This is a genomic window from Streptomyces globisporus C-1027 (assembly GCF_000261345.2).
GTDB classification, from domain to species: Bacteria; Actinomycetota; Actinomycetes; order Streptomycetales; family Streptomycetaceae; genus Streptomyces; species Streptomyces pakalii.
In genome coordinates, this window is the sequence record NZ_CP013738.1 from 1,341,697 (window position 1) to 1,364,946 (window position 23,250).

Consider the following 23,250-nt stretch of genomic DNA (forward strand, 5'->3'; position numbering starts at 1 on the left):
CGGACGGCGCGGTGGGAGCCTCCGAGGCGGAGGCCGACGTGCGGGACTGCCCTGCCGGGCTCGTCGGGCCGGGGGGCGAGGGCCGCCGGGCCGTCGGCGCGGACGTTCCCTGCGGAACCGAACCGGCAGGGGGCGCGGAAGCGGGAGCCGACGGGGCCGAGGTCGCGGAAACCGGAGGGGCCGCCGAGGCGGGGCCCGGGGGCACCGGGGCCGAGGCGACGGGGGCCGGGGGCGTGACGGGCCGGGGTGGTGTCGGGGGCTTCGCGGGCGGGGTGGCCGGGCGGGGCGGGACGGGAGCGCGCTGCGCTTCGGTACTCATCCGGCCCCCTGCTGACACATCCTCGTACCGACCACGGATCACCGCCGCTGACAGGCCCGTTGGTGCTCGCGTGCAGGTCACTCTACGGGCTGCGGACGGGCCGCGGGGAACGGGACTCCCCGCCGGTGGAGGATCTGTCCCGATCGTCCCCCTACCCAGCCGTAGCGGCTCTCTGGCAAGCTGCGGCCATGACTGCCCGCGCCGCTGACCGGACCCGCTACAACCGGGCCACCGCCCATCTCGACGCCCCGATCGCGATCGTGGATCTGGAGGCGTTCGACGCCAACGCCGACGATCTGGTGCGACGGGCGGCGGGGAAGCCGGTCCGGGTGGCGAGCAAGTCGGTGCGGTGCCGGGCCCTGCTGGAGCGGGTGCTCGCGCGGCCCGGGTTCGCCGGGGTCATGTCGTACACGCTGGCGGAGTCGCTGTGGCTGGCGCGGGCCGGGTTCGAGGACGTCCTGCTCGCCTACCCGTCGGCCGACCGGGGCGCCTTCGCCGAGCTGGCCGCCGATCCGAAGCTGGCCGCGGCGGTGACCGTGATGGTGGACGACCACTCCCAGCTGGAGCTGATCGACGCCTCCCGAGCCGGTGGGCGCCAGGAGATCCGGGTCTGCCTGGAGCTGGACACCTCGCTGCGGATGCTGGGCGGCCGGGTGCGGATCGGGGCGCTGCGTTCGCCGCTGCGCTCCCCCGCCCAGCTCGCCGAACTGGCCCGCTCGGTGGCGCGCAGGCCTGGCTTCCGGCTGGTGGGTCTGATGGCGTACGAGGGCCATGTCGCCGGGGTCGGGGACGCGGTCGCCGGGCGGCCGCTGCGGTCCCGGGCGATCCGGCTGATGCAGGCCGCCGCCCGCAAGGAGCTCGCGGTGCGCCGGGCCGAGGTGGTACGGGCGGTCCGGGCGGTCACGCCGGAGCTGGAGTTCGTCAACGGCGGCGGCACCGGCAGCGTGCAGCACACGGCGGCCGAGAGCGCGGTGACGGAGATCGCCGCCGGTTCGGGGCTGTACGTGCCCCGGCTGTTCGACAACTACACGTCGTTCACCGCCCGCCCGGCGGCCCTGTTCGCGCAGCCCGTGGTGCGCCGGCCCGGGGTGGGCGTGGTGACGGTCCTCGGGGGCGGCTATCCGGCGTCCGGTGCGGCCGGCGCGGACCGCTCGCCGGTGCCGTATCTGCCGGAGGGGCTGCGCTACGACCCGCAGGAGGGCGCGGGCGAGGTGCAGACGCCGCTGCTGGGCTCCCCCGCCGACGATCTGCTGATCGGTGACAAGGTCTGGTTCCGGCACGCCAAGGCCGGGGAGCTGTGCGAGCGCTTCGACACGCTGCACCTGATCGAGGGCGACCGGGTCACGGCGAGCGTTCCCACGTACCGGGGCGAGGGGCAGACCTTCCTCTGACCCGGAGGACGCGCGGGTTCGGCGGGCTCAGGGGCTGATCGACGCGCCCACGCCTCCGCTCGTCGCGCTGTCGCCGAGGGGGCGGATGCCCCGGGTGATCGTGTCCATCAGCGAGAGCGGCAGCTCGGCGACGTCCGCGTCGAAGGCGAGCCGGACGATGACGGGGGTGCCGCTGCCCACGGAGGAGGCGAAGGCGACGGACTGCACGTATCCGCCGGGCCCCTTGCCGGTGGTGACCTGCCAGCGCACCAGGTAGCCGGCCCGTCCGGCGACGGAGAGCTGCTCGGCCTTGAGCACCTTGTGCGCGGTGATGCCGCCGTGGTTGCGGCGGCCGAGGCTGTCCTCCTCGTAGGCCAGGTCGGCGGCGGTGACGATATCGGCCTCGGCCAGGGCCTCGGGGTCGGTCTCGGCGCTCCGGGTGGTGTGGGTGGTGACCGTGCCGTGGTAGCAGAAGGACGAGCCGCCGGGGCAGTCGTAGGACTGGACGGTACGGATGGTGGGGACGTCGGACGAGCTGCTCCTCGGCTTCTCCCAGCCCTGGGGCACCGGCACCGTGACCCCGTTGAGCTGGTCGACGAGGACAGCCGGGTTCTCGTCCGGGGCGAGCTCGTCGGAGGCCGTGGCGGTGGCCGAGGGGGTGGTGACGGGGGCCGACGTCGAGGTGGTCGTCGCCGGGGCCGCCGGCGTACCGCCCTCGTCGCGGCCGAGCAGGATCGCGCCGGTGACGGCCGCGCCCAGGACCAGCACCCCGGAGAGCGTGAGCGCCAGGATCTTCGTCCGGTTGCCGCTTCCGGCTCCGTCGTGCGGGCCGCGCTGGTGCGGGAGCGGAAGCGACGGCGGAAGCGACGGCGGACCGAACCCGGCAGGACCGAACTCCCCCGCGCCGGACTGTGCCGGTCCGCCCTCCGCCGGGCCGAACCCCGCCGGACCGGACGCGGCAGGACCGGACGCGGCCGGTCCGAACTCCCCCGGGCCGATCCCCGCCGCGCCGGACTGCGCCGGTGCGGGCGACTGGTGCGGTGCGGCACGTTCGGCGGCGAGCGTGCGGGTGTGCGCGGTCCAGGCCGTGCCGTCCCACCAGCGCTCCAGGCCGGGTGCACCCGTGTCCGGATACCAGCCGGGCGGCGTCGCGTAGCTCATGCCCACACTCTAAAGTCCGCCTCCGACACGCTCACGAGAGTCCCGGGTTCAGCTGTCGCGGCCCGTCAGGGACAGCAGATCGCGGGCCGGGCCCGTGGGGCGGTGGCCGCCGGGCCAGACGGCCCGCAGCTGGCGGCGCAGCCGTACGCCCGCGACCGGGACCTTGACCAGGCGGCGGGAGGACAGCTCCTCGCCCAGGGCCAGTTCGCTCAGGACGCAGGGGCCCGCGCCGCTCTCGGCCGCGCCCTTGACCGCCGTGGTGGAGGAGAGTTCCAGCAGCGGCTGGGCGAGGCCGCCGTGCACGGCGAGAGCGGCGTCCAGGACCTGGCGGGTGCCGGAGCCGTGTTCGCGCAGGATCAGCGGGGTGGCGGCGAGTTCGCCGGGCAGCAGCGGGGTGCGGCGGCGGGCCCAGGGGTGGGTGGGGGCGACCGTGACGACGAGGCGGTCGTGGGCGATGACGGTGCCGTCGAGGCCCTCCGGTATCGACAGGCCCTCGACGAAGGCGAGGTCGGCCTCGCCGGTGACCAGGCGGCGGGCGACGGCCGCCGAATTGCCGACGAGGAGCGAGACCGCGGTGTCGGGGCGCTCCCCGCGCAGCGCGATCAGCCACCCCGGCAGCAGGTATTCGGCGATGGTCATGCTGGCGGCGACCCGCAGCCGGGAGTCGCGGCGGTCGCGCAGGGCCTGTGTGCCCGCGTCGAAGGCCTCGGCCGCCTCGACGACCCGACGCGCCCAGTCGGTGACCAGCGCGCCCGCGTCGGTGAGCCGGGAGCCGCGCGGGGAACGGTCCAGCAGGGTGACGCCGAGCTGCCGCTCCATGGACCGGACGCGGCTGGAGGCGGCGGGCTGGGTGATGCCGACGTCCCGGGCGGCCCGGCCGAGACTGCCGTGCCGGGCGACGGCGAGCAGCAGTTCCAGCGCCCCGAGGTCGGGAACCCGGTGGGCGAGGGGGATGGGGGGTGTCTGGGGTTCGTCGCCGGTCATAAAGTCAGCTTATGGCCTCATAGGAACGCGGTCTCTGGTGGGGGGAGAAGCGCCCGCGAAGAATCGTGGCATGGCCATCTTTCCGCAGACCCAGGCATCGCTTCAGCCGTTCTCCGACCCCACGCTCCCCCGGACGGCGGTTCCGACGCGGCTGCCGTCCCTGCGGCACATCGGCCCGAACTGGTACGCGAGCGTGATGGGCACCGCGATCGTCGCGTCCGCCGGCGCGGCCCTCCCGGTGGACGTTCCCGGGCTGCGCACGGCCTGCACGCTGGTGTGGGCGCTGTCGGCCGTGCTGCTCCTGGCCGTCCTCACCGCGCGGGCCGGGCACTGGATCCACCACCGCGACCAGGCCCGCGCCCACCTCCTGGACCCGGCGGTCGCCCCGTTCTACGGCTGTCTGGCGATGGCACTGATGGCCGTCGGCGGGGCCACCCTGACGGTGGGCGTGGACGTGGTGGGCGCGCGGGCGGCGGTCGCGGTGGACGTGGTGCTGTTCGCGGCGGGTACGGCGGTGGGGCTGGCCGCCGCCGTCGTGGTGCCGTATCTGATGGTCGTACGCCACCGTCCCGCGCCCGGGACCGCGTCGCCGGTCTGGCTGCTGCCGCTGGTCGCGCCGATGGTGTCGGCCTCGCAGGGGGCGCTGCTGGTGCCGCACCTGGGGCCCGGGCAGGGGCGCGAGGCGCTGCTGCTGGCCTGCTACGCGATGTTCGGCCTGTCGCTGCTGGCCACGCTGGTGGTGCTGCCGCTGGTCTTCTCGCGGCTGGTCCACCACGGTCTGCTGCCGCTCGCACTGACCCCGACGCTGTTTCTGGTGCTGGGGCCGCTCGGCCAGTCGACGACCGCCGTCAACCAGCTGGCCGATGTCGCCCCGGGGGCGGTCGCGGCCCCCTACGCCTCGGCGTTCGGCGCGTTCGCCGTCCTGTACGGGGTGCCGGTGATGGGCTTCGCGCTGCTGTGGCTGGCCCTGGCGGCCGCGATGGTGGTGCGGGCCGCCCGGAACGGGATGGGGTTCGCGATGACGTGGTGGGCGTTCACCTTCCCCGTCGGTACGTGTGTGACGGGGGCGGCGGGTCTGGCCCGGCACACCGGCCTGGACGCGCTGGCCTGGCTCGCGGTGGCGCTGTATGTGTTCCTGGTCGTGGCGTGGGCGGCGGCCGGGACGCGGACGGTGCGCGGGGTGCTCAGCGGAGCGCTGACGGCAGCGCCCGTGCCGCCTCGGCCAGCGACGGCCCGTACCAGGTGAGCAGCCGCCCGTCGACGAGTGCGGCGGGCAGGGCGGGGAAGGCCTCGGGCCCGTCGTCGGCGGTGAAGCGGTAGGGCTCGTCGGGCAGCACGACCAGCTCGGCCCCCGAGGCGTTCAGCTCGTCGACGGGGATGCGGGGGTAGCGCTCGGGGTGGTCGGCGTACACGTTGCGGACGCCGAGGCGGGAGAGGAGGTCCCCGGCGAAGGTGTCGTGGCCGAGCACCATCCAGGGCCTGCGCCAGATCGGTACGACGGCGGGGCGCGGGCTTGCGACGGGCGCGGGCAGGGCGGCCCAGGCGGCCTCCGCCTCGTCCAGCCAGCGGGGCCGGGCGAGCCCGCAGCCGTCGACGAGGACGCGGTGGAGTTCGGCGAGGGCCTGGTCCAGGGTGCGGACCTCGGTGACCAGGACGTCGAGCCCGGCGGCGCGGAGGGCGTCGAGGTCGGGGGCCCGGTTCTCCTCCTCGTTGGCGATCACGAGGTCGGGGGCGAGGGCGGCGATCGCGGCCACGTCCGGGTTCTTCGTGCCGCCGATCCGGGCGGCGGCGAGGTCCGCGGGATGGGTGCACCAGTCGGTGACGCCGACGAGCAGCCCGGGGGCGCTCACGGCGACGGCCTCGGTGAGCGAGGGGACCAGCGAGACGACGCGCACGGGCACTCCAGCCTCCAGGACGCTCAGCGGCGCGAGTCGAAGGTGGCATCGATGTGCTCGGCCACCGAGACGACCAGGAGCTTGGTGGCGGGCACGGTGGCGCGCCAGCGGTGGCGGACCCCGCCGGAGAGGAACAGGGTGTCGCCGCTCTCCAGCCGGTGCACCTGGCCCTCCGCCTCGACGTCGACGGCGCCCGCGACGACGTACATCAGCTCGTCGTTGCGGTGCTGGAACTCGCGCCCCAGGTCCGGTTCGCCGGAGAACTCCAGGGCGCTGAGCTGGTGGCGGCCGCGCACCAGGCGGCGTACGCCCTCGCCCTCCTCGCCCCGGACGACGTCCACGGCGCGGGCGGAGTCGGCGGCGGCGTGGAGCTTCTTGGTGGTGGTCTCCAGCGCTTCGGCGACCCGGTCGAGGGAGCGCGCGCTGGGGCGGGCCCGTTCGTTCTCGATCTGGCTGAGGAAGGGCACGGAGAGCCCGCTGCGCTCGGCGACCGCGGCCAGCGTGAGGCCGAGGGTTCTGCGTCGGCGCCGGACCGCGGCGCCCACCCGCGGTGTGTCCTTGTCGTCCATGTCCGAGCTCCCTCCCGCACCCGCCCATCCTCGCGGTTGCCAGCACCTTACGCACATGGTTGCGCACGACGTCCGGAAAACGACCTCCGGAAAGCCGGAAAGGGGTGGCCCGCCCGAAGGCGGCGCCACCCCTTTCCTGCCGGTGTTCTCGTGCCCGTGGGCCCTACTGGGGCGCCATGGTGTCCGCGATGCCCGGGTTGTCGTCCATCCAGGCCTTCACGGCTTCCTCCTCACGGCCCGCGCCGCGCTTCTGGATCTCGTTCTCCAGGCCGCCGAGCTGCTTCTCGGTGAGCTTGAAGTCCTTGAACCACTTGGTCAGCTGCGGGTACTGCTCCGGGAACGCCTTGGAGGCGATGGTGTGCAGCCGGTCGCCCTCACCGAACACCTTCTGCGGGTCCTTCAGCTTGGTGAGCTCGTACTCGTTGTACGACCAGTGCGGAGTCCACAGCAGGACGGCGATGGGCTCCTTCTTGGCGTACGCGCGCTTCAGCTCGGCCAGCATGCCGGGCGTGGAGGAGTCGACGACCTTGTACTCGCCGTCCAGGCCGTACTTCGGCAGGACGTTCTCCTTGAGGTTCTCCATGACGGCGGTGCCGGGCTCGATGCCGACGATCCGCCCCTTGAAGTCGGAGCCCTTGCCCTTCAGGTCCTCCAGCGACTTGACGTCCTTGACGTAGTCGGGGACCGCGACCTCCACGGAGGTGGGCCCGTACCAGGAGCCGATGTCCGTCAGCTTGTCCTTGTACTTGTCCCAGTAATTCTTCTGGGTGTACGGCAGCCAGCCGTCGAACTGGACGTCGATCTGGCCGCGCGACATCGCCGCGTACATGGGGCCGATCTCGAACTGCTTGAGGTTGATCTTGTAGCCGCGCTCCTCCAGGACCGCCTTCCACAGGTACGTGGCGGCGATGTCCTCCTCCCAGGGGAACCAGGCGACCTCGACCGGGCGCTTGCGCTCGTCGTCACCGCTCACGGCCTGGGCGGCCTTCGGGGCGGGGGCCCACTTGTCGACGACACCGGAGTTGGCCTTCAGCCAGGTGCGGACGGCTTCCTGCTCCTTGCCGGATCCGGCCTTCTGGATCTCGGCCTCCAGGCTGGTGAGCTGCTTCTCGGTCATCTTGAAGCTCTTCAGCCACTTGGCGACCTCGGGGTTCTCCTGCGAGAAGCCCTTGCGCGCCAGGGTGTGGATGCCGTCGCCCTTGCCCCACAGACCCTTGGGGTCCTTGAGCTTGGTGAGGTCGAAGTCGTTGTAGGCCCAGTGCGGCGACCAGAGCGGAACGACGATCGGTTCCTTCTTGGCGTACGCGCGCTTCAGCTCGGCCAGCATGGACGGCGTGGAGCCGTCGATGAGCTTGTACTCCTTGTCCAGGCCGTAACCCGGCAGCAGCTTGTCCTTGAGCAGGCCCATCTCGCCGGCGCTCGGCTCGATGCCGACGATACGGCCCTTGAACTCGGAGGCCCGGCCCTTCAGGTCCTCCATCGTCTTGACGTCCTTCATGTACGCCGGGACGGCCAGCTCCAGCGAGGTGGGGGCGTACCAGGAGCCCATGTCCTCCAGGCGGTCCTGGTACTTCTTCCAGTAGCTGGCGTGGGTGACCGGCAGCCAGGAGTCGGTCTGGAAGTCGATCTGCCCGTTGGCCATGCCGGTGTACAGCGCGCCGGCCTCGTACTGCTTGACGTCGACCTCGAAGCCGCGCTGCTCCAGCATCTCCTTCCAGAGGAACGTGGAGGCGATGCCCTCGTCCCACGGGATGTAGCCGATGGAGATCTTCTTGCCGTCGCCGACCTGCGCGCTCTTGCCGGCGGTGTCGTTCTTGGAGCCGCCGAAGACGCTCATGCCGCCCGCCACGAGGGCAAGGGCGACGATGGCGGCGACCGCGACCACGGGCTGCGGGCGGTAGGTCCAGATCTTCCAGCCCTCGGCCATCGCACGGGCCTTGACGACCGCGCGGCGGCCCAGCGGGGAGACCACGGTGCCGAGCGCGCCGGTCATCCGGTCCAGGTACATGGCGAGGATGACGATGGAGATGCCCGCCTCGAAGCCGAGGCCGACGTCGACGTTGCCGATGGCGCGGTAGACGGAGCCGCCGAGGCCGCCGCCGCCGACCATGCCCGCGATGACGACCATGGACAGGCCGAGCATGATGACCTGGTTGATTCCGGCCATGATCGTGGGCAGGGCGAGGGGCAGCTGGACGCGCAGCAGGGTGTTGCGCGAGGTGGTGCCGAAGGCCTCGGCCGCCTCGACGAGCTCACCGTCGACCTGCCGGATACCGAGCTCGGTCATCCGGACGCCCGGGGGCAGCGCGAAGATGATCGTGGCGATGATGCCGGGGACCACGCCGACGCCGAAGAAGATGACGCCGGGGATCAGGTAGACCATGGCGGGCATGGTCTGCATGAAGTCCAGGACCGGGCGGACCACCGCGCTGACCGTCTTGGACCGGGAGGCCCAGATGCCCAGCGGTACGGCGATGACCAGGGTGACGAGGGTCGCGACGAGCACCAGGGTGAGGGTGTCCATCGCCTCGTCCCACAGTTCGACGGAGTCGATGAGGGCGAATCCGACGAAGGTGAGCAGGGCGGCGGGCAGGCCGCGCAGCCACCAGGCGATGACGGCGACGATGCCCGCGAACAGCAGCGGTGCGGGGGCGGACAGGACGGCGGCTATGCCGTCGAACATGCCGCTGACGATCGAGCTGATGGCGTCGAAGAGCCAGACGAGGTGGGTCTGCAGCCAGTCGACCGCGGAGTCGACCCATTCGCCGAGGGGGAGCCTAAACACCGGCCACCTTCTTCACGTCGGCGTTCTTCACGTCGGCCTTCTTGATGTCGGCCGTGGGCTCGGTGTCGCGGGGGGCCTCGGCCGGGGTCATCGGCTCGCCGAGGACGGCGAGCAGCCGGGAGCTGGGGACGACGCCGACGAGCTTGCCCTTGGCGTCGGTGACGGCGACCGGGTCCGGGCTCTGCGAGCACGGCGTGAACAGGTCGATGATCGGGGTGTCCTCGGCGACCGTGGCGGGGGCGGCGGCGAGCACGTCCTGCGGGGTGCGCAGTTCCGTGCCGTCCGCGGCCCTGCCGCCCATCACGGTGTGCGGCTCGGCCATGATCGCGCCGGCGGTGAGCACCCGGGAGCGGTCGACGTCCTGGGTGAACGAGGCGACGTAGTCGTTGGCCGGGGTGACGAGGATGTCCTCGGCGCTGCCGAGCTGGACGATCTTCCCGTCGCGCATGACGGCGATCCGGTCGCCGAGGCGCATGGCCTCGTTGAGGTCGTGCGTGATGAAGACGATGGTCTTCTTCAGGCGCTTCTGGAGCTCCAGGAGCTGGTCCTGCATGTCACGGCGGATCAGCGGGTCGAGCGCGCTGAAGGACTCGTCCATGAGCAGCAGGTCGGCGTCGGTCGCCAGGGCGCGGGCGAGGCCCACGCGCTGCTGCATACCGCCGGACAGCTCGTCGGGCCAGGACTTCTCCCAGCCTTCGAGGCCCGTGAGCCGCAGAGCCTCGGCGGCGCGCACCTCACGCTCCTCGCGCGGGACGCCCTGGACCTCCAGGCCGTACGCGGCGTTCTCCAGGACGCTCCGGTGGGGGAAGAGCGCGAAGTGCTGGAACACCATGCTGATCTTGGTGGAGCGGACGCTCCGCAGCTCGCGGGGGCTCAGGGCGGTCAGGTCCTGACCGTCGAAGAGCACCCGGCCCGCGGTGGGGTCGAGGAGACCGTTGAGCATCCGCAGCAGGGTGGACTTGCCCGAGCCGGACAACCCCATGACGACGAAGATCTGACCCGGCTCGACGGTGAACGAGGCGTCGATCACCGCAGCGGTCGTTCCTTCGGCGCGCAGCTCGTCGCGGTCCGAGCCGCTCTCGAGCTTCCGCACGGCTTCATCGGGTCGTCTGCCGAACACTTTGTACAAGTGCTCGGCCTGCAGCCTGGACACATACACCTCACGCGTTGAACCGAAAAACGGTCTGCCACCCCCTCCGGCAGACCGTGGAGCGATGCGGGCTCTGTCCGCGTGGCACATGCACTAGTTGAAAATGCGACGTGGTCCGCTCCGGTGGCGCGCCTGCCCGCACTTACACAACCCAAACGCGACCGTGACCCAGGTCACTGACCTGCAACGGAGCGCGGGTAAGCGGTTACTTTCAGCGACTGTCGGTGTCGTGGGGCATCATCGGGTCTGTGACGCGACGCCTGATGCTCCTCGACACCGCTTCCCTGTACTTCCGCGCCTACTTCGGGGTGCCCGATTCGGTGCGCGCGCCGGACGGGACGCCCGTGAACGCCGTGCGCGGCCTCCTCGACTTCATCGGCCGCCTGGTGCACGACCACCGGCCGGACGAGCTGGTCGCCTGCTGGGACAACGACTGGCGTCCGCAGTGGCGGGTCGACCTGATCCCGACCTACAAGGCGCACCGGGTCGCCGAGGAGACGCCCGCCGGGCAGACGGACGAGGAGGAGATCCCCGACACGCTGTCGCCGCAGGTCCCGATCATCGAGGACGTGCTGGCGGCGCTCGGGATCGCCCGGGTCGGCGTCACGCCGTACGAGGCGGACGACATCATCGGCACGCTCACGGCGCGGGCGAAGGGCCCGGTCGACATCGTCACGGGAGACCGCGATCTGTATCAGCTGGTGGACGACGCCCGCCAGGTGCGCGTGCTCTACCCGCTCAAGGGCGTCGGCACGCTCCAGCTGACCGACGAGGCGTGGCTGCGTGAGAAGTACGGTGTGGACGGCGCGGGGTACGTGGATCTGGCGCTGCTGCGCGGCGACCCGAGCGACGGGCTCCCGGGCGTCCCGGGCATCGGCGAGAAGACGGCGGCGAAGCTGCTGGACGCGTACGGCGATCTCGACGGGATCATGGCGGCGGTGGACGACCCGAGGGCGAAGCTGACCCCGTCGCAGCGCAAGCGGCTGGACGAGTCGCGCGCCTATGTCGCCGTCGCGCCGAAGGTGGTCCGGGTGGCCGGGGATGTCCCGCTGCCCGACTTCGATCCGGCGCTGCCGGGCGAGCCACTCGATCCGGCCGCCCTGGAGGCGCTGGCGGAGCAGTGGGGGCTGAGCGGGGCGATCCAGCGCCTGCTGACCGTCCTTCAGCGCTGAGGGGTCGACCGGAGCCTCGGCCGAGGTGTTAACTTAGGCATACCTAAGTCTTCGAACCAGGGAGTACCTCGTGGCAGAGCGGCCGGCCCGGCAGGGACCCAAGGCCCAGGGGGCGCAGGTCGTGCGCACCGAGCAGATCACCCCGCACATGGTGCGGGTGGTCCTCGGCGGCGAGGGGCTCGCGGACTTCTCCCTCTCCGGCTTCACCGACCACTACATCAAGCTGTGCTTCGCGCCCGAGGGCGCGGACTACGCGCACCCGTTCGACATGGCGGCCATCCGGGAGTCCTACCCGCGCGAGCTGTGGCCCACCACCCGTACGTACACGGTACGTTCGTGGGACCCGGCCGCCCGGGAGATGGCCGTGGACTTCGTCGTGCACGGCGACGAGGGCCTGGCGGGACCGTGGGCCCAGCGGGCGCAGGTGGGCGAGCAGGTGACGTTCCTCGGCCCCGGCGGCGGTTACGGCCCCGACGCCTCGGCGGACTGGCATCTGCTGGTAGGCGACGAGAGCGCGCTGCCGGCGATCGCGGCGGCGCTGGAGCAGATGCCCGCGGGCGCGCTGGTGCACGCCTTCGTCGAGGTGCCGGACGCCTCGGAGGAGCAGAAGATCGTGACGCCCGACGGGGTGGCCGTGACCTGGCTGCACCGCGGGGACCGGCCCGTCGGCGAGCTGCTGACCGCCGCCGTGAAGGGGTTGGACTTCCCCGAGGGCGAGGTCCAGGCGTTCGTGCACGGGGAGGCGGGCTTCGTGAAGGAGATCCGCCGCTATCTCCGCGTGGAGCGGCAGATCCCGCTGCCGCAGCTGTCGATCTCGGGCTACTGGCGCCTCGGCCAGAACGACGACGCGTGGCGCGCGGTGAAGCGCGAGTGGAACGAGCAGGTGGAGCGCGAGCAGGAGAGCGGCACGCAGGCCGCGTAGCGGCTGCTTGCCGGGTTGCCCGGGGCGCCTGACCCACCGGGGGCCTCCGGGTCGCCTGAGCGCCGGGGTCCCCGGCCGGGGCCGCCTGGCGCCCTCACCGCGGGCCGGCCCGGCCGCAGGCGCACAGCCCCGGCTGCCGAACCTCTTGGCCGCCGGGTCGTCCGGTCCTGCGGCGGGCCTGACCGCGAGCTCACCTGGTTGCACGACGAGCAGATCCCGGACCCCGCCCGCCGCACATCGCGGCGGGCGGGGTCCGTTCGATCGGGGGCGCGACCGGGCGCCCGACGCGCCGGGCTTCAGTCGCCCGCAGCGCCCGCCTCCCCGCCACCGGAGCCCCCCGGACCTCCCGGCTCGACCGGCTCGACCGGCCCGGACAGATGCTCCGGCGACTCGAAGCGCCGGAACGACACGTCGATGTGCGCCAGCCTCCGCAGCGCGCCGAACATCGCCTCGCCCAGCACGGTCCCCACCACGACGCTCTCGACCAGGTCCTCGCGCGCCACCCGCCGCTGCACGTAGTCGAGGTCGGCGCGGGCGATCGGCTCCGCCGCGTCCGCGTAGACGTCCAGCAGGTCGATGTACCCGCCGTGCCCGGCCCTGCGCAGCGCGCACAGCACCCCCGCCAGCGATTCCGCGGCGGCGCCCCGCTCGTCCGCCTGCCAGCCGCGCCGCCGCACCAGTTCGGCGACCTCCTCGCGCGCGTCCTCCAGGTCGGGCCCCGCCGCCTCCCCGCCGGTCGGTGTGACGCGGTCCGCCGCGGCCCCGAGCACCTTGTGCACCGGCTGCCCGGGGTCGTCCATGGCCCGCAGGACCTCGCCGATGGCCGCGAGCGGGAGGCCGCCGACATCCAGCAGCGCCCGGATCAGCCGCAGCCTGCGCTCGTGCCCGGGGCCGTAATGCGCCTGGTTCGGGCTGGTCAACTCGCCTGCGGGCAGCAGCCCTTCACGTAGGTAGTACTTGATCGTCGGCACCGGAACCCCGGACCTGCGACTCAGTTCACCGATGCGCACCGCGTGTTCGCCCTTCCGCCCTTGCCAGAAACCGCCCCCATCATAGATAGTCCCCCTATCGGATAGCAGACAGTACGGCTATCCATAATGATCGCGTCACCACCGCATCACCACAGGGGGTCTTCCATGCCCTCATGGCGTTCCTGGCATCGCCCATTAGTCGTCTTCTCCGCCGCGATGGCCGCTCCCGCCGTCATCTCCGCCGTCGGCCTCGTGGTCGACGACCGGGTTCTGGTGGGGGCGCCGATCTGGGCGAAGCCGTTCAAGTTCAGCGTGTCCTTCGTCGTGTACTGCCTGACGCTGGCCTGGATGCTGACGCTCCTCACCCGCGGGCCACGGACCGGCCGGTGGGCGGGGCACGTCGTCGTGCTGACGGGGCTGATCGAGATGGTGATCATCACCGTGCAGGTCGTCCGGGGGAAGCGCAGCCACTTCAACACCGCGACCGCCTTCGACTCGGCGCTGTGGAACGCGATGGGGATGACCATCGTCGTGCTGTGGGCGGCCACCCTGGTGATCGCGGTCCTGCTGCTGCGCACCCGTATCACCGACCGTGCGACGGCCCTCGCCGTCCGGGGCGGACTGCTGATCGCCCTGGCCGGCGCGGGACTCGGGTTCCTGATGACGCTGCCGAGCGAGACCCCGCAGGCCGCCGGGAATGTCGACGCCGCCGACACGATGGGCGCGCACTCCGTGGGCGTACCGGACGGCGGCCCGTCCATGCCCCTGACCGGCTGGTCCACGACCGGCGGCGATCTGCGGGCCCCGCACTTCGTGGGCATGCACGCACTTCAGCTGCTGCCGCTCCTCCTCATGGCGCTGGTGCTCCTCGCACCCCGCTTCGTCCGGCTGCGCGACGCCGGGGTGCGGCTGCGTCTCGTCCGGGTCGCCGTCGGCGGTTACGCGGCGCTCCTCGCGCTCATCACCTGGCAGGCGCTCCGCGGCCAGCCCCTGATCCACCCCGACGGGGCCACGCTCGCCGCCGCCGGAGCGATCCTCGCGGCGGTGGCGTACGGCACCTGGAGGGCACTGCGCCCGACCGCCCCCGCCCGCCCGTCCCGTACCGCCGCCGAACAGGAGCCTGTGGCATGACCGGTGCACTCTTCGAGATCACGTTCTATCTGGCCGCCCCGTTCTGGCTGCTGATGATCTTCGCTCCCACCTGGTCCGGCACCGCCCGCGTCGCCGCGTCCCCGCTGACCGTGCTGCCGGTGCTCGCCGTCTACACCGTCCTGGCCGTCCCGGTCTTCCCGGAACTGTGGACGGCGGTGAGCAGCCCGGACATCGGCACCTTCCGCGATCTGACGGCGCTGGCCGGCGGAGCGGGGGCCGTCTGGGCGCAGGTGATCGCCTGGGATCTCCTGCTCGGCCAGTGGATGTACCTCCAGAGCCGGAAGCTGGGGCTCTCACCGCTGCTGATGGGCCCGCTCCTGGTGCTGACGATCCTGCTGTCGCCGTTCGGGCTGCTGATCTTCCTCGCGGTCCGCACCATCCGTCTGCGGCGGCGCGAAACGCTGGCCGCCTGAGTCACGCGTCTCCCGGGCCCGGTCTGGGAAGATCGCGGAGATCCGACCAATCCGCACGGCCGCCGGCTCCGAACCATTTCCGGAACCAGCGATCGCCCCGGGAGGAAACCCGCGTGAACGAAGCCGTACACATCAGTGGGGTGCCCTCCCCCGGTCCCGATCTCCAGGAACTCCTGGTGCGGGTCGCGCGGGGTGACCAGGACGCGTTCGCCTCGGTGTACGACGCGGTGAGCGGGCCCGTCCTCGGCCTGGTGCGCAGTGTCCTCCGCGACCCGGCGCAGTCGGAGGAGGTGGCGCAGGAGGTGCTGGTGGAGGTGTGGCGCACCGCGCCCCGCTTCCAGGCATCCCGGGGCAGCGCGATGAACTGGGTGCTGACCCTGGCCCACCACCGGGCTGTCGACCGGGTCCGCTCCGCCGAGGCGGCCGCCGCCCGGGAGCACAAGGCGGCGCTTCTGGATCGGACGCCCGCCTTCGACGAGGTGTCCGAACAGGTCGAGACCCGGTTGGAGAGAGAGCAGGTAAGGCGCTGTATGCGCACGCTGTCCGAGCTGCAACGGGAGTCGGTGACCCTGGCGTACTACCAGGGCCTGACCTACCGTGAGGTTTCCGAACTTCTCGCCGTGCCGCTGGGCACCATCAAGACACGACTCCGCGACGGCCTGATCCGGCTGCGCGACTGCCTGGGGGTGAGCGCATGAGCACGGCCGAACTGCACACGCTGACCGGGGCCTATGCCCTGCATGCGCTGCCGGAGTCCGAACAGCGGGCGTTCGAGCGGCATCTGGAGGACTGCGAGGCCTGCACCCAGGAGGTGCGGGAGCTGTCGGCGACCGCCGCCCGGCTCGGTCTCGCCGTCGCCGAGCCCCCACCGCGCGAGCTGCGCGACCGGGTGCTGCGGGACATCACGACCGTACGCCAGGAGGCTCCGTCGCACGGCCGGCGCGAGCGGTCCGGCGGCGGCGGACGCACCGGCCGGTGGTACGCCTACGCGCTCGCCGCCTGCGTCGCGGCGGCCGCCGCGTTCGGCGGGGTCGCGGTCTGGCAGAACCAGCTGGCCCAGGACGCGCAGCAGGAGGCGAACCAGGCGCAGCGGCAGAACGAGCAGGTGGCGCAGGTGCTTTCGGCCTCCGACGCCAAGACCTCGTCGGGCGAGCTGACAGGCGGGGCCCGCGGCACCGTCGTCGTCTCGCAGAGCCAGAACCGCGCGGTGTTCCTGGCCTCGGGGATGGCTCCGCCGCCGAGCGGCAAGGTCTACCAGCTCTGGTACAACGACGAGGGCACGATGCGCTCGGCCGGACTGATGGACCCCAAGGCGGGCGACGACGCCGTCCTGCTGGACGGGCCGGTGGACCAGGCGTCCGGGATGGGCATCACGGTCGAGCCCGCCGGGGGCTCCGCCGAACCGACCTCGGATCCGGTGGCGCTGATGGACTTCCCGACCGCCTGACGTCTCACCGATGAGTACCGCAAGGGAGCGCCCGTTCCATGAGTAGTGTCGCGGTGGTGCTGTTCACCTCCGACCTGCGTCTGCACGACAATCCGGTGCTGCGTGCCGCCTTGCGGGACGCGGACGAGGTCGTCCCGCTGTTCGTGCGGGACGACGCCGTCCACCGGGCCGGGTTCGACGCGCCCAACCGGCTGGCGTTCCTCGCGGACTGCCTGGCGGACCTGGACGCCGGACTCCGTGACCGCGACGGCAGACTGATCGTCCGCCGGGGCGGGACGGCCCGCGAGGTGAAACGGGTCGTCGAGGAGACCGGGGCTCAATCCGTGCACATCGCCGCCGGGGTCAGCGGGTACGCGGCACAGCGCGAGGAACGCGTCCGGGAGGCCCTCGCGGGCACCGGCTGCGATCTGCGCGTCCATGACGCGGTGGTCACCGCGCTCCCTCCGGGCCGGGTGGTCCCGACAGGCGGCAAGGACCACTTCGCGGTGTTCACCCCGTACTTCCGCCGTTGGGAGGCGGAGGGAGTACGGGGCACACTGACCGCTCCCCGCACGGTCCGGGTGCCCGACGGCGTGTCCGGCGACGCGCTCCCGGACCGGGACACCATCAAGAACCTCTCCCCCGGCCTCGCACGGGGCGGCGAGAAGGCGGGCCGCAAGCTGGTGGCGTCCTGGCTGCACGGCCCCATGGCCGACTACGAGGACGGCCACGACGACCTCGCCGGCGACGCGACCTCCCGGCTCTCCCCCCATCTGCACTTCGGTACGGTCTCCGCCGCCGAACTGGCCAACCGGGCACGCGAGAAGGGCGGCCCCGGCGGTGAGGCGTTCGTGCGGCAGCTGGCCTGGCGCGACTTCCACCACCAGGTCCTCGCGGCCCGCCACGACGCCTCCTGGTCCGACTACCGGCCGCGCCACGACCGCTGGCGCTCCGACGCGGACGAGATCGACGCCTGGAAGACGGGGCTCACCGGCTTTCCGCTGGTGGACGCGGCGATGCGGCAGCTCGCGCACGAGGGCTGGATGCACAACCGGGGCCGGATGCTGGCCGCGAGCTTCCTCACGAAGACGCTGTACGTGGACTGGCGGGTGGGCGCCCGGCACTTCCTGGACCTGCTGGTCGACGGGGACATGGCGAACAACCAGCTCAACTGGCAGTGGGTGGCGGGCACCGGCACGGACACCCGCCCCAACCGGATCCTCAACCCGGTGGTCCAGGGCAAGCGCTTCGACCCGGACGGCGCCTACGTACGGCGGTGGGTGCCGGAGCTGGCGGAGGTGAAGGGGTCCGCGATCCACGAGCCCTGGAAGCTGGCGGGCCCGGACCGGGCGGGCATCGGCTATCCCGACCCGGTGGTGGACCTGGCCGAGGCGCGGTCCCGCTTCGAACGCGCGCGTGGCCTGGGCTGACCCGTACGACCACCCGGAAGGGGCCTGTTCCGCGCGGCTGCGGAACAGGCCCCTTCCGGGTTCTCACACCCGGCGTGGCGGCCTCGGAAAGAAGCCGCTCGTCCGGGCCATGTAGGCGTCGAAGCCCGGCCGGTCGGCCATATGACGCTCCAGCAGGGCCGCGCCGCTGCCCTTGGTCAGCAGGAAGCTCATCACCAGCGGGGCGACGACGGTGGCGGCAGCGGCGGCCGGCGCCTGGCAGACGAAGAGGAAGAGGCCCCACCAGACGCAGAAGTCGCCGAAGTAGTTCGGATGGCGGGTCCAGGACCACAGCCCCCGGTCCATGATCTTCCCCTTGTTGGCGGGGTCGGCCTTGAACCGGGCGAGCTGGGCGTCACCGATCGCCTCGAAGGCCAGCCCGACCGCCCACAGCAGCACCCCCGCCCAGGCCCACCAGGCGAGCGGCGCGGTGAGGTACTGCGCGGCCTGGACCGGGAGCGAGACGAGCCAGACCAGCGCGCCCTGGAGGAGATACACCTTGCGCAGAGCGTACAGCTGAGGGTTCCCGGGGGCCTTGGCCAGCATCTTCTCGTAACGCGGGTCCTCTCCGTGGCCCTTCCCGCGCCGCCCGATGTGGATCGCGAGGCGCAGCCCCCAGATCACGGTCAGCGCGGTGACGAGCAGTCGGCGGGCGTCGTCGCCCTCGCCCGCCGAGAGGCCGTAGGAGACCAGCGCGACGGCGGCGAACCCGATGCCCCAGGCGACGTCGACGATCCGGTGCACGCCCTTCTTCAGGGCGACGGCGAAGGTGACGAGCATGACGCCGAGTGCGGCGACGGCCGCGCCCGCGAGCCCGCTCGCGAACGCGGCCCAGGCGAAGCCGCTCACCGCTTCTCCTCCGGCCCGTCCGGTGCGTACCAGTCGCGCCGGGTGGCGGGCATCGCGGCGGAGCCGACCGCGTCGGGCCGTACGGACAGGATCTGGTCGACGCCCATCCGCCGCTCCTCGAACGCGAGGGCGCCGCCGACGAGATAGAGCCGCCACACCCGCGCGGTCTCCTCCCCCACCATGGCGACGAACTCCGCCCAGCGCTCCTCCAGGGTGCGCCGCCACGCCTCCACCGTCCACACGTAGTGCTCGCGCAGGGATTCGACGTCGCGGACCTCCAGCCCCGATCCCTCCAACAGGGCGACGGTGTCGCCGAGCGGCCGCATGTGCATGTCGGGGGCGATGTAGGACTCGATGAACGCGCCGCCGCCGGGGGCGGTCGTACCGCGTGACATCTGCTGGACCATGGCCCGGCCCTGCGGCCGGAGCACGTCGTGCAGGATCCGGGTGAACGCCGGATACTCGGCGTCCCCGACGTGCTCGCCCATCTCGATGGTGGAGACGGCGTCGTACACGCCCCGGGTCCCGGGCCGCTCCGCGATGTCCCGGTAGTCGATGTTCAGCACCTCGACGAGCTCACCGAGTCCACGGCTTTCGACCTGCTTCCGTACGTACGCGGCCTGTTCGGCGGCGAGGGTGACGGCGGTGACGCGGACGCCGTGGCGCTCGGCCGCGTACAGGGTCAGCGAACCCCAGCCGCAGCCGATGTCCAGCAGCCGTGCGCCGGGCCGCAGTCCGAGCTTGCGGCAGATCAGCTCCAGCTTGTCGCGCTGGGCGTCGGCCGGGCCGTAGTCGGGTGCGTCGCTGGTCCAGTAGCCGCAGGAGTACGCCATCGTCTCGTCGAGCAGCAGGGCGTAGAAGGCGTTGGACAGGTCGTAGTGGTGGCTGATCGCCGCCCGGTCCCGGGCCTTGCTGTGCAGTTCCCCGCGCAGTCCCGCGCGGGCGGCGGGCACCGGCGGCCGGGGGCCGACCGCGCCGAGGCGCAGGGCGAGGCCGGCCGCCTTGACGCGGTCGGCGAGGGCGGGGGCGGGGGCGGTGAGGCCGCGTTCGCGGACGGCGCGGCGCATGGCGCGCAGCCCGTCGCCGAGGTCGGCGTCGAGATCGATGTCCCCGGTGATGTAGGCCTCGGCGAGGCCGAGTTCGCCCGGCTCCCACAGCAGGCGGCGCAGCGCTCTGCGGGTCCGCACATGGACGGTGGGGGCGTCCTGCGGCCCGGTCTCGCTGCCGTCCCACATCCGTACCCGGACCGGCAGTCCGCCGCCGAGGAACCGCTCGATCAGCGGTTCGACACGCTGGGCGGCCCCGGTCGGGGTGCGCCGGGCGGGCGGCCTGGTGGCGGAGGTGGTCACGCGGTCTCCTCACGGGTCAGCAGCATTTGCTGCACATCGAGATAGCCGGAGCGGAAGCCCGCTTCGGAGTAGGCGAGGTAGAAGGTCCACATCCGGCGGAAGACGGCGTCGAAGCCGAGGGCGTCGACCTCGGCGGTCCGCTCGGTGAACCGTTCCCGCCACAGCCGGAGCGTCTCGGCGTAGTGCGCGCCGAACCGGATGCGCTGGGTGGTGCGCAGCCGGGTGTGGCCGGTGGTGATCCGCTCGACGGCCTCGGTGGAGGGCAGCAGTCCGCCGGGGAAGATGTACTTACTGATCCAGGTGTACGTGGAGCGACTGACGCGCAGTCGGTCGTCGGGCATGGTGATGGCCTGGAGGGCGACCCGGCCGCCGGGGGCGAGCAGCCGGTCGAGCGTCTGGAAGTAGACCGGCCAGAACTCCTCGCCGACCGCCTCGATCATCTCGACGCTGACGATGGCGTCGTAGTCGCCCGTGACATGGCGGTAGTCGCTCAGCCGTACCTCGACGCGGTCCTCGAACCCGGCTTCGCGGATGCGGACCCGGGCCAGTTCACGCTGTTCGGCGGAGAGGGTGACGGTGGTGACCCGGGCGCCGCGGGCGGCCGCGCGGATGGCCAGTTCGCCCCAGCCGGTGCCGATCTCCAGCAGCCGGGTGCCGTCGGTGACCCCGGCGGCGTCGAGCAGCCGGTCGATCTTGCGGTGCTGGGCGGCGGGCAGCAGGTCCTGTTCGGCGGGGAAGCCGCGGAAGACGGCGGAGGAGTAGGAGAGCGTCTCGTCCAGGAAGAGGGCGAACAGCTCGTTGGACAGGTCGTAGTGGTGGCTGATGTTGTCCCGGGAGCCCTCCGGGGTGTTCATCTGCGCGGCGGGCCTGCGCAGATGCCAGATGCCGCGCAGGCGTTGCAGGGAGCGGGGGACGAGGTCGGCGGCGTTGTCGGCGAGGACGGTCAGCACGGCGACGAGGTCGGGTGCGTCCCACTCGCCGGCCATGTAGGACTCGCCGAAGCCGATGAGTCCGCTCGCCCCGATCCGCCGGAAGAAGGCGTCGGGGTCGCGGATGTCCATGAGCGGCCCGCCGAGGCCGATGTCGCCTTGGCCCGCGAGCCGGGCGCGCAGGGGGAGCCCGCCGAGCGCGTGGCGGACGATGCGTTCGGCGACGGCGGTCCGGGCGCGGGAGACCCGGGGCAGGGTGACGATGTCGGGCCAGCGTTCCGGGTCGGTCCCGGGGGTGTGCTCTGCCGGCAGCGCCGAGGTGGGAGCGGTCACTGCATGCCTTCCTGTGTGCGGTGCGGGGGACGGGGTTGCACGGGGAGTCCGCGCAGATAGAGCCGGATTCCGTGCAGGCGGATCGCGGCGGAGACGAGGACGGTGGAGAGGGGGTGGCGCAGGGCGAGGCGCACCAGCTCCCGGGAGGTGGCCGGGCGGCGGGCGCCCCGTACGGTCGCGGTGAACGGGCGCGCCCCCTCACGCTCCAGGTGGACGCTCAGGTCGAGCCGGGACCCGGGCTCGGGCAGCCGCATCCGGTAGCCGCCGTCCACGGGGAAGAACGGCGAGACGTAGAACTCCTTGCCGGTCGCGGCACGGTCATTCCCGTCGGGGCGCAGGAGGTAGCCGTGCCGCCCGCCGTACGTGTTGTGCACCTCGGCGACGACGCAGAGGGGACTGCCGTCGGCGCGGTGGCACCAGTAGACGGTGATCGGGTTGAAGACGTACCCGAACACCCGGGCCTGGGTGAGCATGGTGACGGTGCCGTCGCCCAGCTCCACGCCCCGGGCCCGCAGGAAACGGTCGAGACCGGCCCGGATGGTGGGGGCGGTGCCGCCGAAGTGGTCACGGGGGTCGAACCGGGCCAGCGGTCGCAGGGCGCGCGGCAGCTCGGGCGGCCGGTCGGGGTCGATCAGCCACAGATAGGTCCGGTGCCGGAACGCGTACTTCGTCGGCCTGTTCCGTACGTGCGTGATGGTGCACGGGTAGAGGGCGCTCACCACCTCACCCCCAGGGCGGCGGCGGCCTCGACCCCCGAACGGCAGCCGTCCTCGTGGAAGCCCCAGCCGTGATACGCCCCCGCGTAGGCGGTCACGGGGCCGGACAGGGTGTGCAGCCGGGTCTGCGCCGCGACCGACTCCGGGGTGTAGACGGGGTGCTGGTAGACCATGCGGGCGCGGACGGTGTCCGGGTCGACCCGGTCGGCGCCGTTCAGCGTGACGACGAAGGCGTCCGGGGCGTCGAGCCGCTGGAGCCGGTTCATGTCGTAGCTGACGGTCACCCGGTCGGCGTCGGCGGCGCACGAGGGCATCAGGTAGTTCCAGGACGCCCTGGCCCCTCGGGCGCGCGGCAGCAGCGTGGTGTCCGTGTGCAGCAGGGTCGGGTTGCGGGAGTACCGGAAGACGCCGAGCGTGCTGCGTTCGGCCTCGGTCGGGTCGGCGAGCATCCGCAGCGCCTGGTCGGGGTGGGTGGCGATGACGACGGAGTCGTACGGGGTGGTCGTGCCGTCCTCGGTGGTGATGTCGACGCCCTCCGCGTGCCGGGTGACGGCGCGGACCGGGGTCGCGGTGTGCACGGCGGCGAGCTGCTTGACGACTCGGTCGACGTAACTGCGCGACCCGCCGGTGACGGTGCGCCAGACCGGGGAGTTCCCGATGGTGAGCATGCCGTGGTGGTCGAGGAAGCGGAAGAGATAGCGAGCCGGGTAGCGCAGGGCGGTGACCGGGTCGCAGGACCAGACGGCGGAGACCATGGGCGTCAGGAAGTGGGCGTGGAAGTACGGCGAGAAGCGCCCGCGCCGGGCGAACTCCCCCAGCGTCATCCCGCTCGCCCCGCTCTCCGGCAGCGCCAGCAGGGCCCGGGCGGCACGGTGGAAGCGCGGCACCTCGGCGAGCATCCGCAGATAGGGGCCGCGCACGGCGGAGCGCGGCTGCGCGAAGAGCCCGGCGGGGCCACGGGCTCCGGCGTACTCCAGACCGCAGCCCTCACAGCGTACGGACATCGACATCTCGGACTCCTGGGTGTCGACGCCCAGTTCGTCGAAGAGCCGCAGGAGGTTCGGGTACGTCCGCCGGTTGTGCACGATGAACCCGGAGTCGACCCGGTGGACCCGGCCGTCGGACGCCGCCAGCTCATGGGTGTGGGCGTGACCGCCGACGCGGTCGTCCGCCTCGTAGAGCGTCACCTCATGAGCGTCGCGGAGAACGTGGGCGGCGGTCAGTCCCGCCACTCCGGCCCCCACCACGGCCGTGCGCCGCCGTTCCCCTGCCATTCCGGCTCCCTCCGGTTCTTCCGCCTGGTCGGAACGCTGCTGGAGCGCCCCTCACGTGCCATT

21 protein-coding genes are annotated in these 23,250 nt (G+C 72.5%); 9 read left to right on the forward strand and 12 right to left on the reverse strand.

Going from position 1 to position 23,250, the window contains the following annotated elements:
- The first annotated feature begins 507 nt into the window (after nt 1-507).
- A complete protein-coding gene (locus WQO_RS05795; protein WP_010057165.1) occupies nt 508-1,710 on the forward strand; it encodes an amino acid deaminase/aldolase in 1,203 nt (400 codons plus the stop codon).
- A 27-nt stretch (nt 1,711-1,737) separates the two neighbouring features.
- Here WQO_RS05795 and WQO_RS05800 read toward each other — a convergent pair whose 3' ends face one another.
- Together WQO_RS05800 and WQO_RS05805 are read right to left on the reverse strand one after the other, a co-directional pair.
- Nucleotides 1,738-2,850 carry a DUF2510 domain-containing protein gene (locus WQO_RS05800; protein ID WP_010057164.1) on the reverse strand — a complete coding sequence of 371 codons (1,113 nt, stop codon included), beginning with the start codon at nt 2,848-2,850 and terminating at the stop codon, nt 1,738-1,740.
- Nucleotides 2,851-2,898: 48 nt separating this feature from the next.
- Complete coding sequence (locus WQO_RS05805) at nt 2,899-3,834, reverse strand: LysR family transcriptional regulator (RefSeq protein ID WP_010057163.1); 936 nt, start codon at nt 3,832-3,834, stop codon at nt 2,899-2,901.
- A gap of 70 nt (nt 3,835-3,904) precedes the next feature.
- Between WQO_RS05805 and WQO_RS05810 the strand changes: the two genes are divergently transcribed.
- Nucleotides 3,905-5,080, forward strand: a complete 1,176-nt coding sequence (locus WQO_RS05810) for a TDT family transporter (protein WP_010057162.1) — start codon at nt 3,905-3,907, stop codon at nt 5,078-5,080.
- Here WQO_RS05810 and WQO_RS05815 read toward each other — a convergent pair.
- The 4 genes from WQO_RS05815 to WQO_RS05830 form a co-directional block, all read right to left on the reverse strand.
- Nucleotides 5,019-5,729, reverse strand: coding sequence for a helical backbone metal receptor (locus WQO_RS05815; RefSeq protein ID WP_010057161.1), 711 nt, complete (start codon nt 5,727-5,729; stop codon nt 5,019-5,021). The two genes, WQO_RS05810 and WQO_RS05815, sit on opposite strands and share 62 nt — an antisense overlap.
- 23 nt (nt 5,730-5,752) lie before the next feature.
- Nucleotides 5,753-6,298, reverse strand: coding sequence for a helix-turn-helix domain-containing protein (locus tag WQO_RS05820; RefSeq protein WP_010057158.1), 546 nt, complete (start codon nt 6,296-6,298; stop codon nt 5,753-5,755).
- Nucleotides 6,299-6,461: 163 nt separating this feature from the next.
- Nucleotides 6,462-9,083 (reverse strand): ABC transporter permease/substrate binding protein, encoded by a 2,622-nt coding sequence (locus WQO_RS05825; protein ID WP_010057157.1) that lies wholly within the window; start codon nt 9,081-9,083, stop codon nt 6,462-6,464.
- Nucleotides 9,076-10,176, reverse strand: a complete 1,101-nt coding sequence (locus WQO_RS05830) for a quaternary amine ABC transporter ATP-binding protein (RefSeq protein WP_010057156.1) — start codon at nt 10,174-10,176, stop codon at nt 9,076-9,078. Before WQO_RS05830 ends, WQO_RS05825 begins: the two co-directional genes overlap by 8 nt.
- A 320-nt stretch (nt 10,177-10,496) precedes the next feature.
- Between WQO_RS05830 and WQO_RS05835 the strand changes: the two genes are divergently transcribed.
- Complete coding sequence (locus WQO_RS05835; RefSeq protein WP_010057155.1) at nt 10,497-11,405, forward strand: 5'-3' exonuclease; 909 nt, start codon at nt 10,497-10,499, stop codon at nt 11,403-11,405.
- Nucleotides 11,406-11,475: 70 nt separating this feature from the next.
- Nucleotides 11,476-12,327 carry a siderophore-interacting protein gene (locus tag WQO_RS05840; protein WP_010057154.1) on the forward strand — a complete coding sequence of 284 codons (852 nt, stop codon included), beginning with the start codon at nt 11,476-11,478 and terminating at the stop codon, nt 12,325-12,327.
- 296 nt (nt 12,328-12,623) lie between these two features.
- Here the strand turns inward: WQO_RS05840 and WQO_RS05845 are convergent, their stop codons facing one another.
- Nucleotides 12,624-13,337, reverse strand: coding sequence for a MerR family transcriptional regulator (locus tag WQO_RS05845; protein WP_029181977.1), 714 nt, complete (start codon nt 13,335-13,337; stop codon nt 12,624-12,626).
- A 177-nt stretch (nt 13,338-13,514) separates the two neighbouring features.
- Here WQO_RS05845 and WQO_RS05850 point away from each other — a divergent pair, with 177 nt between their 5' ends.
- From WQO_RS05850 to WQO_RS05870, 5 genes are all read left to right on the forward strand, one after another.
- Entirely contained in the window at nt 13,515-14,429 is a 915-nt protein-coding gene (locus WQO_RS05850; protein WP_010057151.1) for a hypothetical protein, read from the forward strand.
- Nucleotides 14,426-14,863: an ABA4-like family protein gene (locus tag WQO_RS05855; RefSeq protein ID WP_010057149.1), complete on the forward strand. Its 438-nt coding sequence runs from the start codon at nt 14,426-14,428 to the stop codon at nt 14,861-14,863. The genes WQO_RS05850 and WQO_RS05855 overlap by 4 nt, the downstream gene beginning before the upstream one ends.
- A 113-nt stretch (nt 14,864-14,976) precedes the next feature.
- On the forward strand, nt 14,977-15,561 hold the full coding sequence (locus WQO_RS05860) for a sigma-70 family RNA polymerase sigma factor (RefSeq protein WP_010057148.1): 585 nt from the start codon (nt 14,977-14,979) through the stop codon (nt 15,559-15,561).
- Entirely contained in the window at nt 15,558-16,310 is a 753-nt protein-coding gene (locus tag WQO_RS05865; RefSeq protein WP_010057147.1) for an anti-sigma factor, read from the forward strand. Before WQO_RS05860 ends, WQO_RS05865 begins: the two co-directional genes overlap by 4 nt.
- Before the next feature lie 38 nt (nt 16,311-16,348).
- On the forward strand, nt 16,349-17,719 hold the full coding sequence (locus tag WQO_RS05870) for a cryptochrome/photolyase family protein (RefSeq protein WP_032747690.1): 1,371 nt from the start codon (nt 16,349-16,351) through the stop codon (nt 17,717-17,719).
- 63 nt (nt 17,720-17,782) lie between these two features.
- Here the strand turns inward: WQO_RS05870 and WQO_RS05875 are convergent, their stop codons facing one another.
- Genes WQO_RS05875 through WQO_RS05895 form a run of 5 tightly spaced genes read right to left on the reverse strand, consistent with a single transcriptional unit; the run spans nt 17,783 to nt 23,187 of the window.
- Nucleotides 17,783-18,586 (reverse strand): DUF1295 domain-containing protein, encoded by an 804-nt coding sequence (locus WQO_RS05875; protein WP_010057145.1) that lies wholly within the window; start codon nt 18,584-18,586, stop codon nt 17,783-17,785.
- Nucleotides 18,583-19,935, reverse strand: a complete 1,353-nt coding sequence (locus WQO_RS05880; RefSeq protein ID WP_010057144.1) for an SAM-dependent methyltransferase — start codon at nt 19,933-19,935, stop codon at nt 18,583-18,585. Before WQO_RS05880 ends, WQO_RS05875 begins: the two co-directional genes overlap by 4 nt.
- A complete protein-coding gene (locus WQO_RS05885; RefSeq protein WP_010057143.1) occupies nt 19,932-21,197 on the reverse strand; it encodes an SAM-dependent methyltransferase in 1,266 nt (421 codons plus the stop codon). The genes WQO_RS05880 and WQO_RS05885 overlap by 4 nt, the downstream gene beginning before the upstream one ends.
- Nucleotides 21,194-21,919: a DUF1365 domain-containing protein gene (locus WQO_RS05890; RefSeq protein WP_079055529.1), complete on the reverse strand. Its 726-nt coding sequence runs from the start codon at nt 21,917-21,919 to the stop codon at nt 21,194-21,196. Before WQO_RS05890 ends, WQO_RS05885 begins: the two co-directional genes overlap by 4 nt.
- Nucleotides 21,913-23,187 carry an NAD(P)/FAD-dependent oxidoreductase gene (locus WQO_RS05895; protein ID WP_010057140.1) on the reverse strand — a complete coding sequence of 425 codons (1,275 nt, stop codon included), beginning with the start codon at nt 23,185-23,187 and terminating at the stop codon, nt 21,913-21,915. Before WQO_RS05895 ends, WQO_RS05890 begins: the two co-directional genes overlap by 7 nt.
- Nucleotides 23,188-23,250 lie beyond the last annotated feature (63 nt).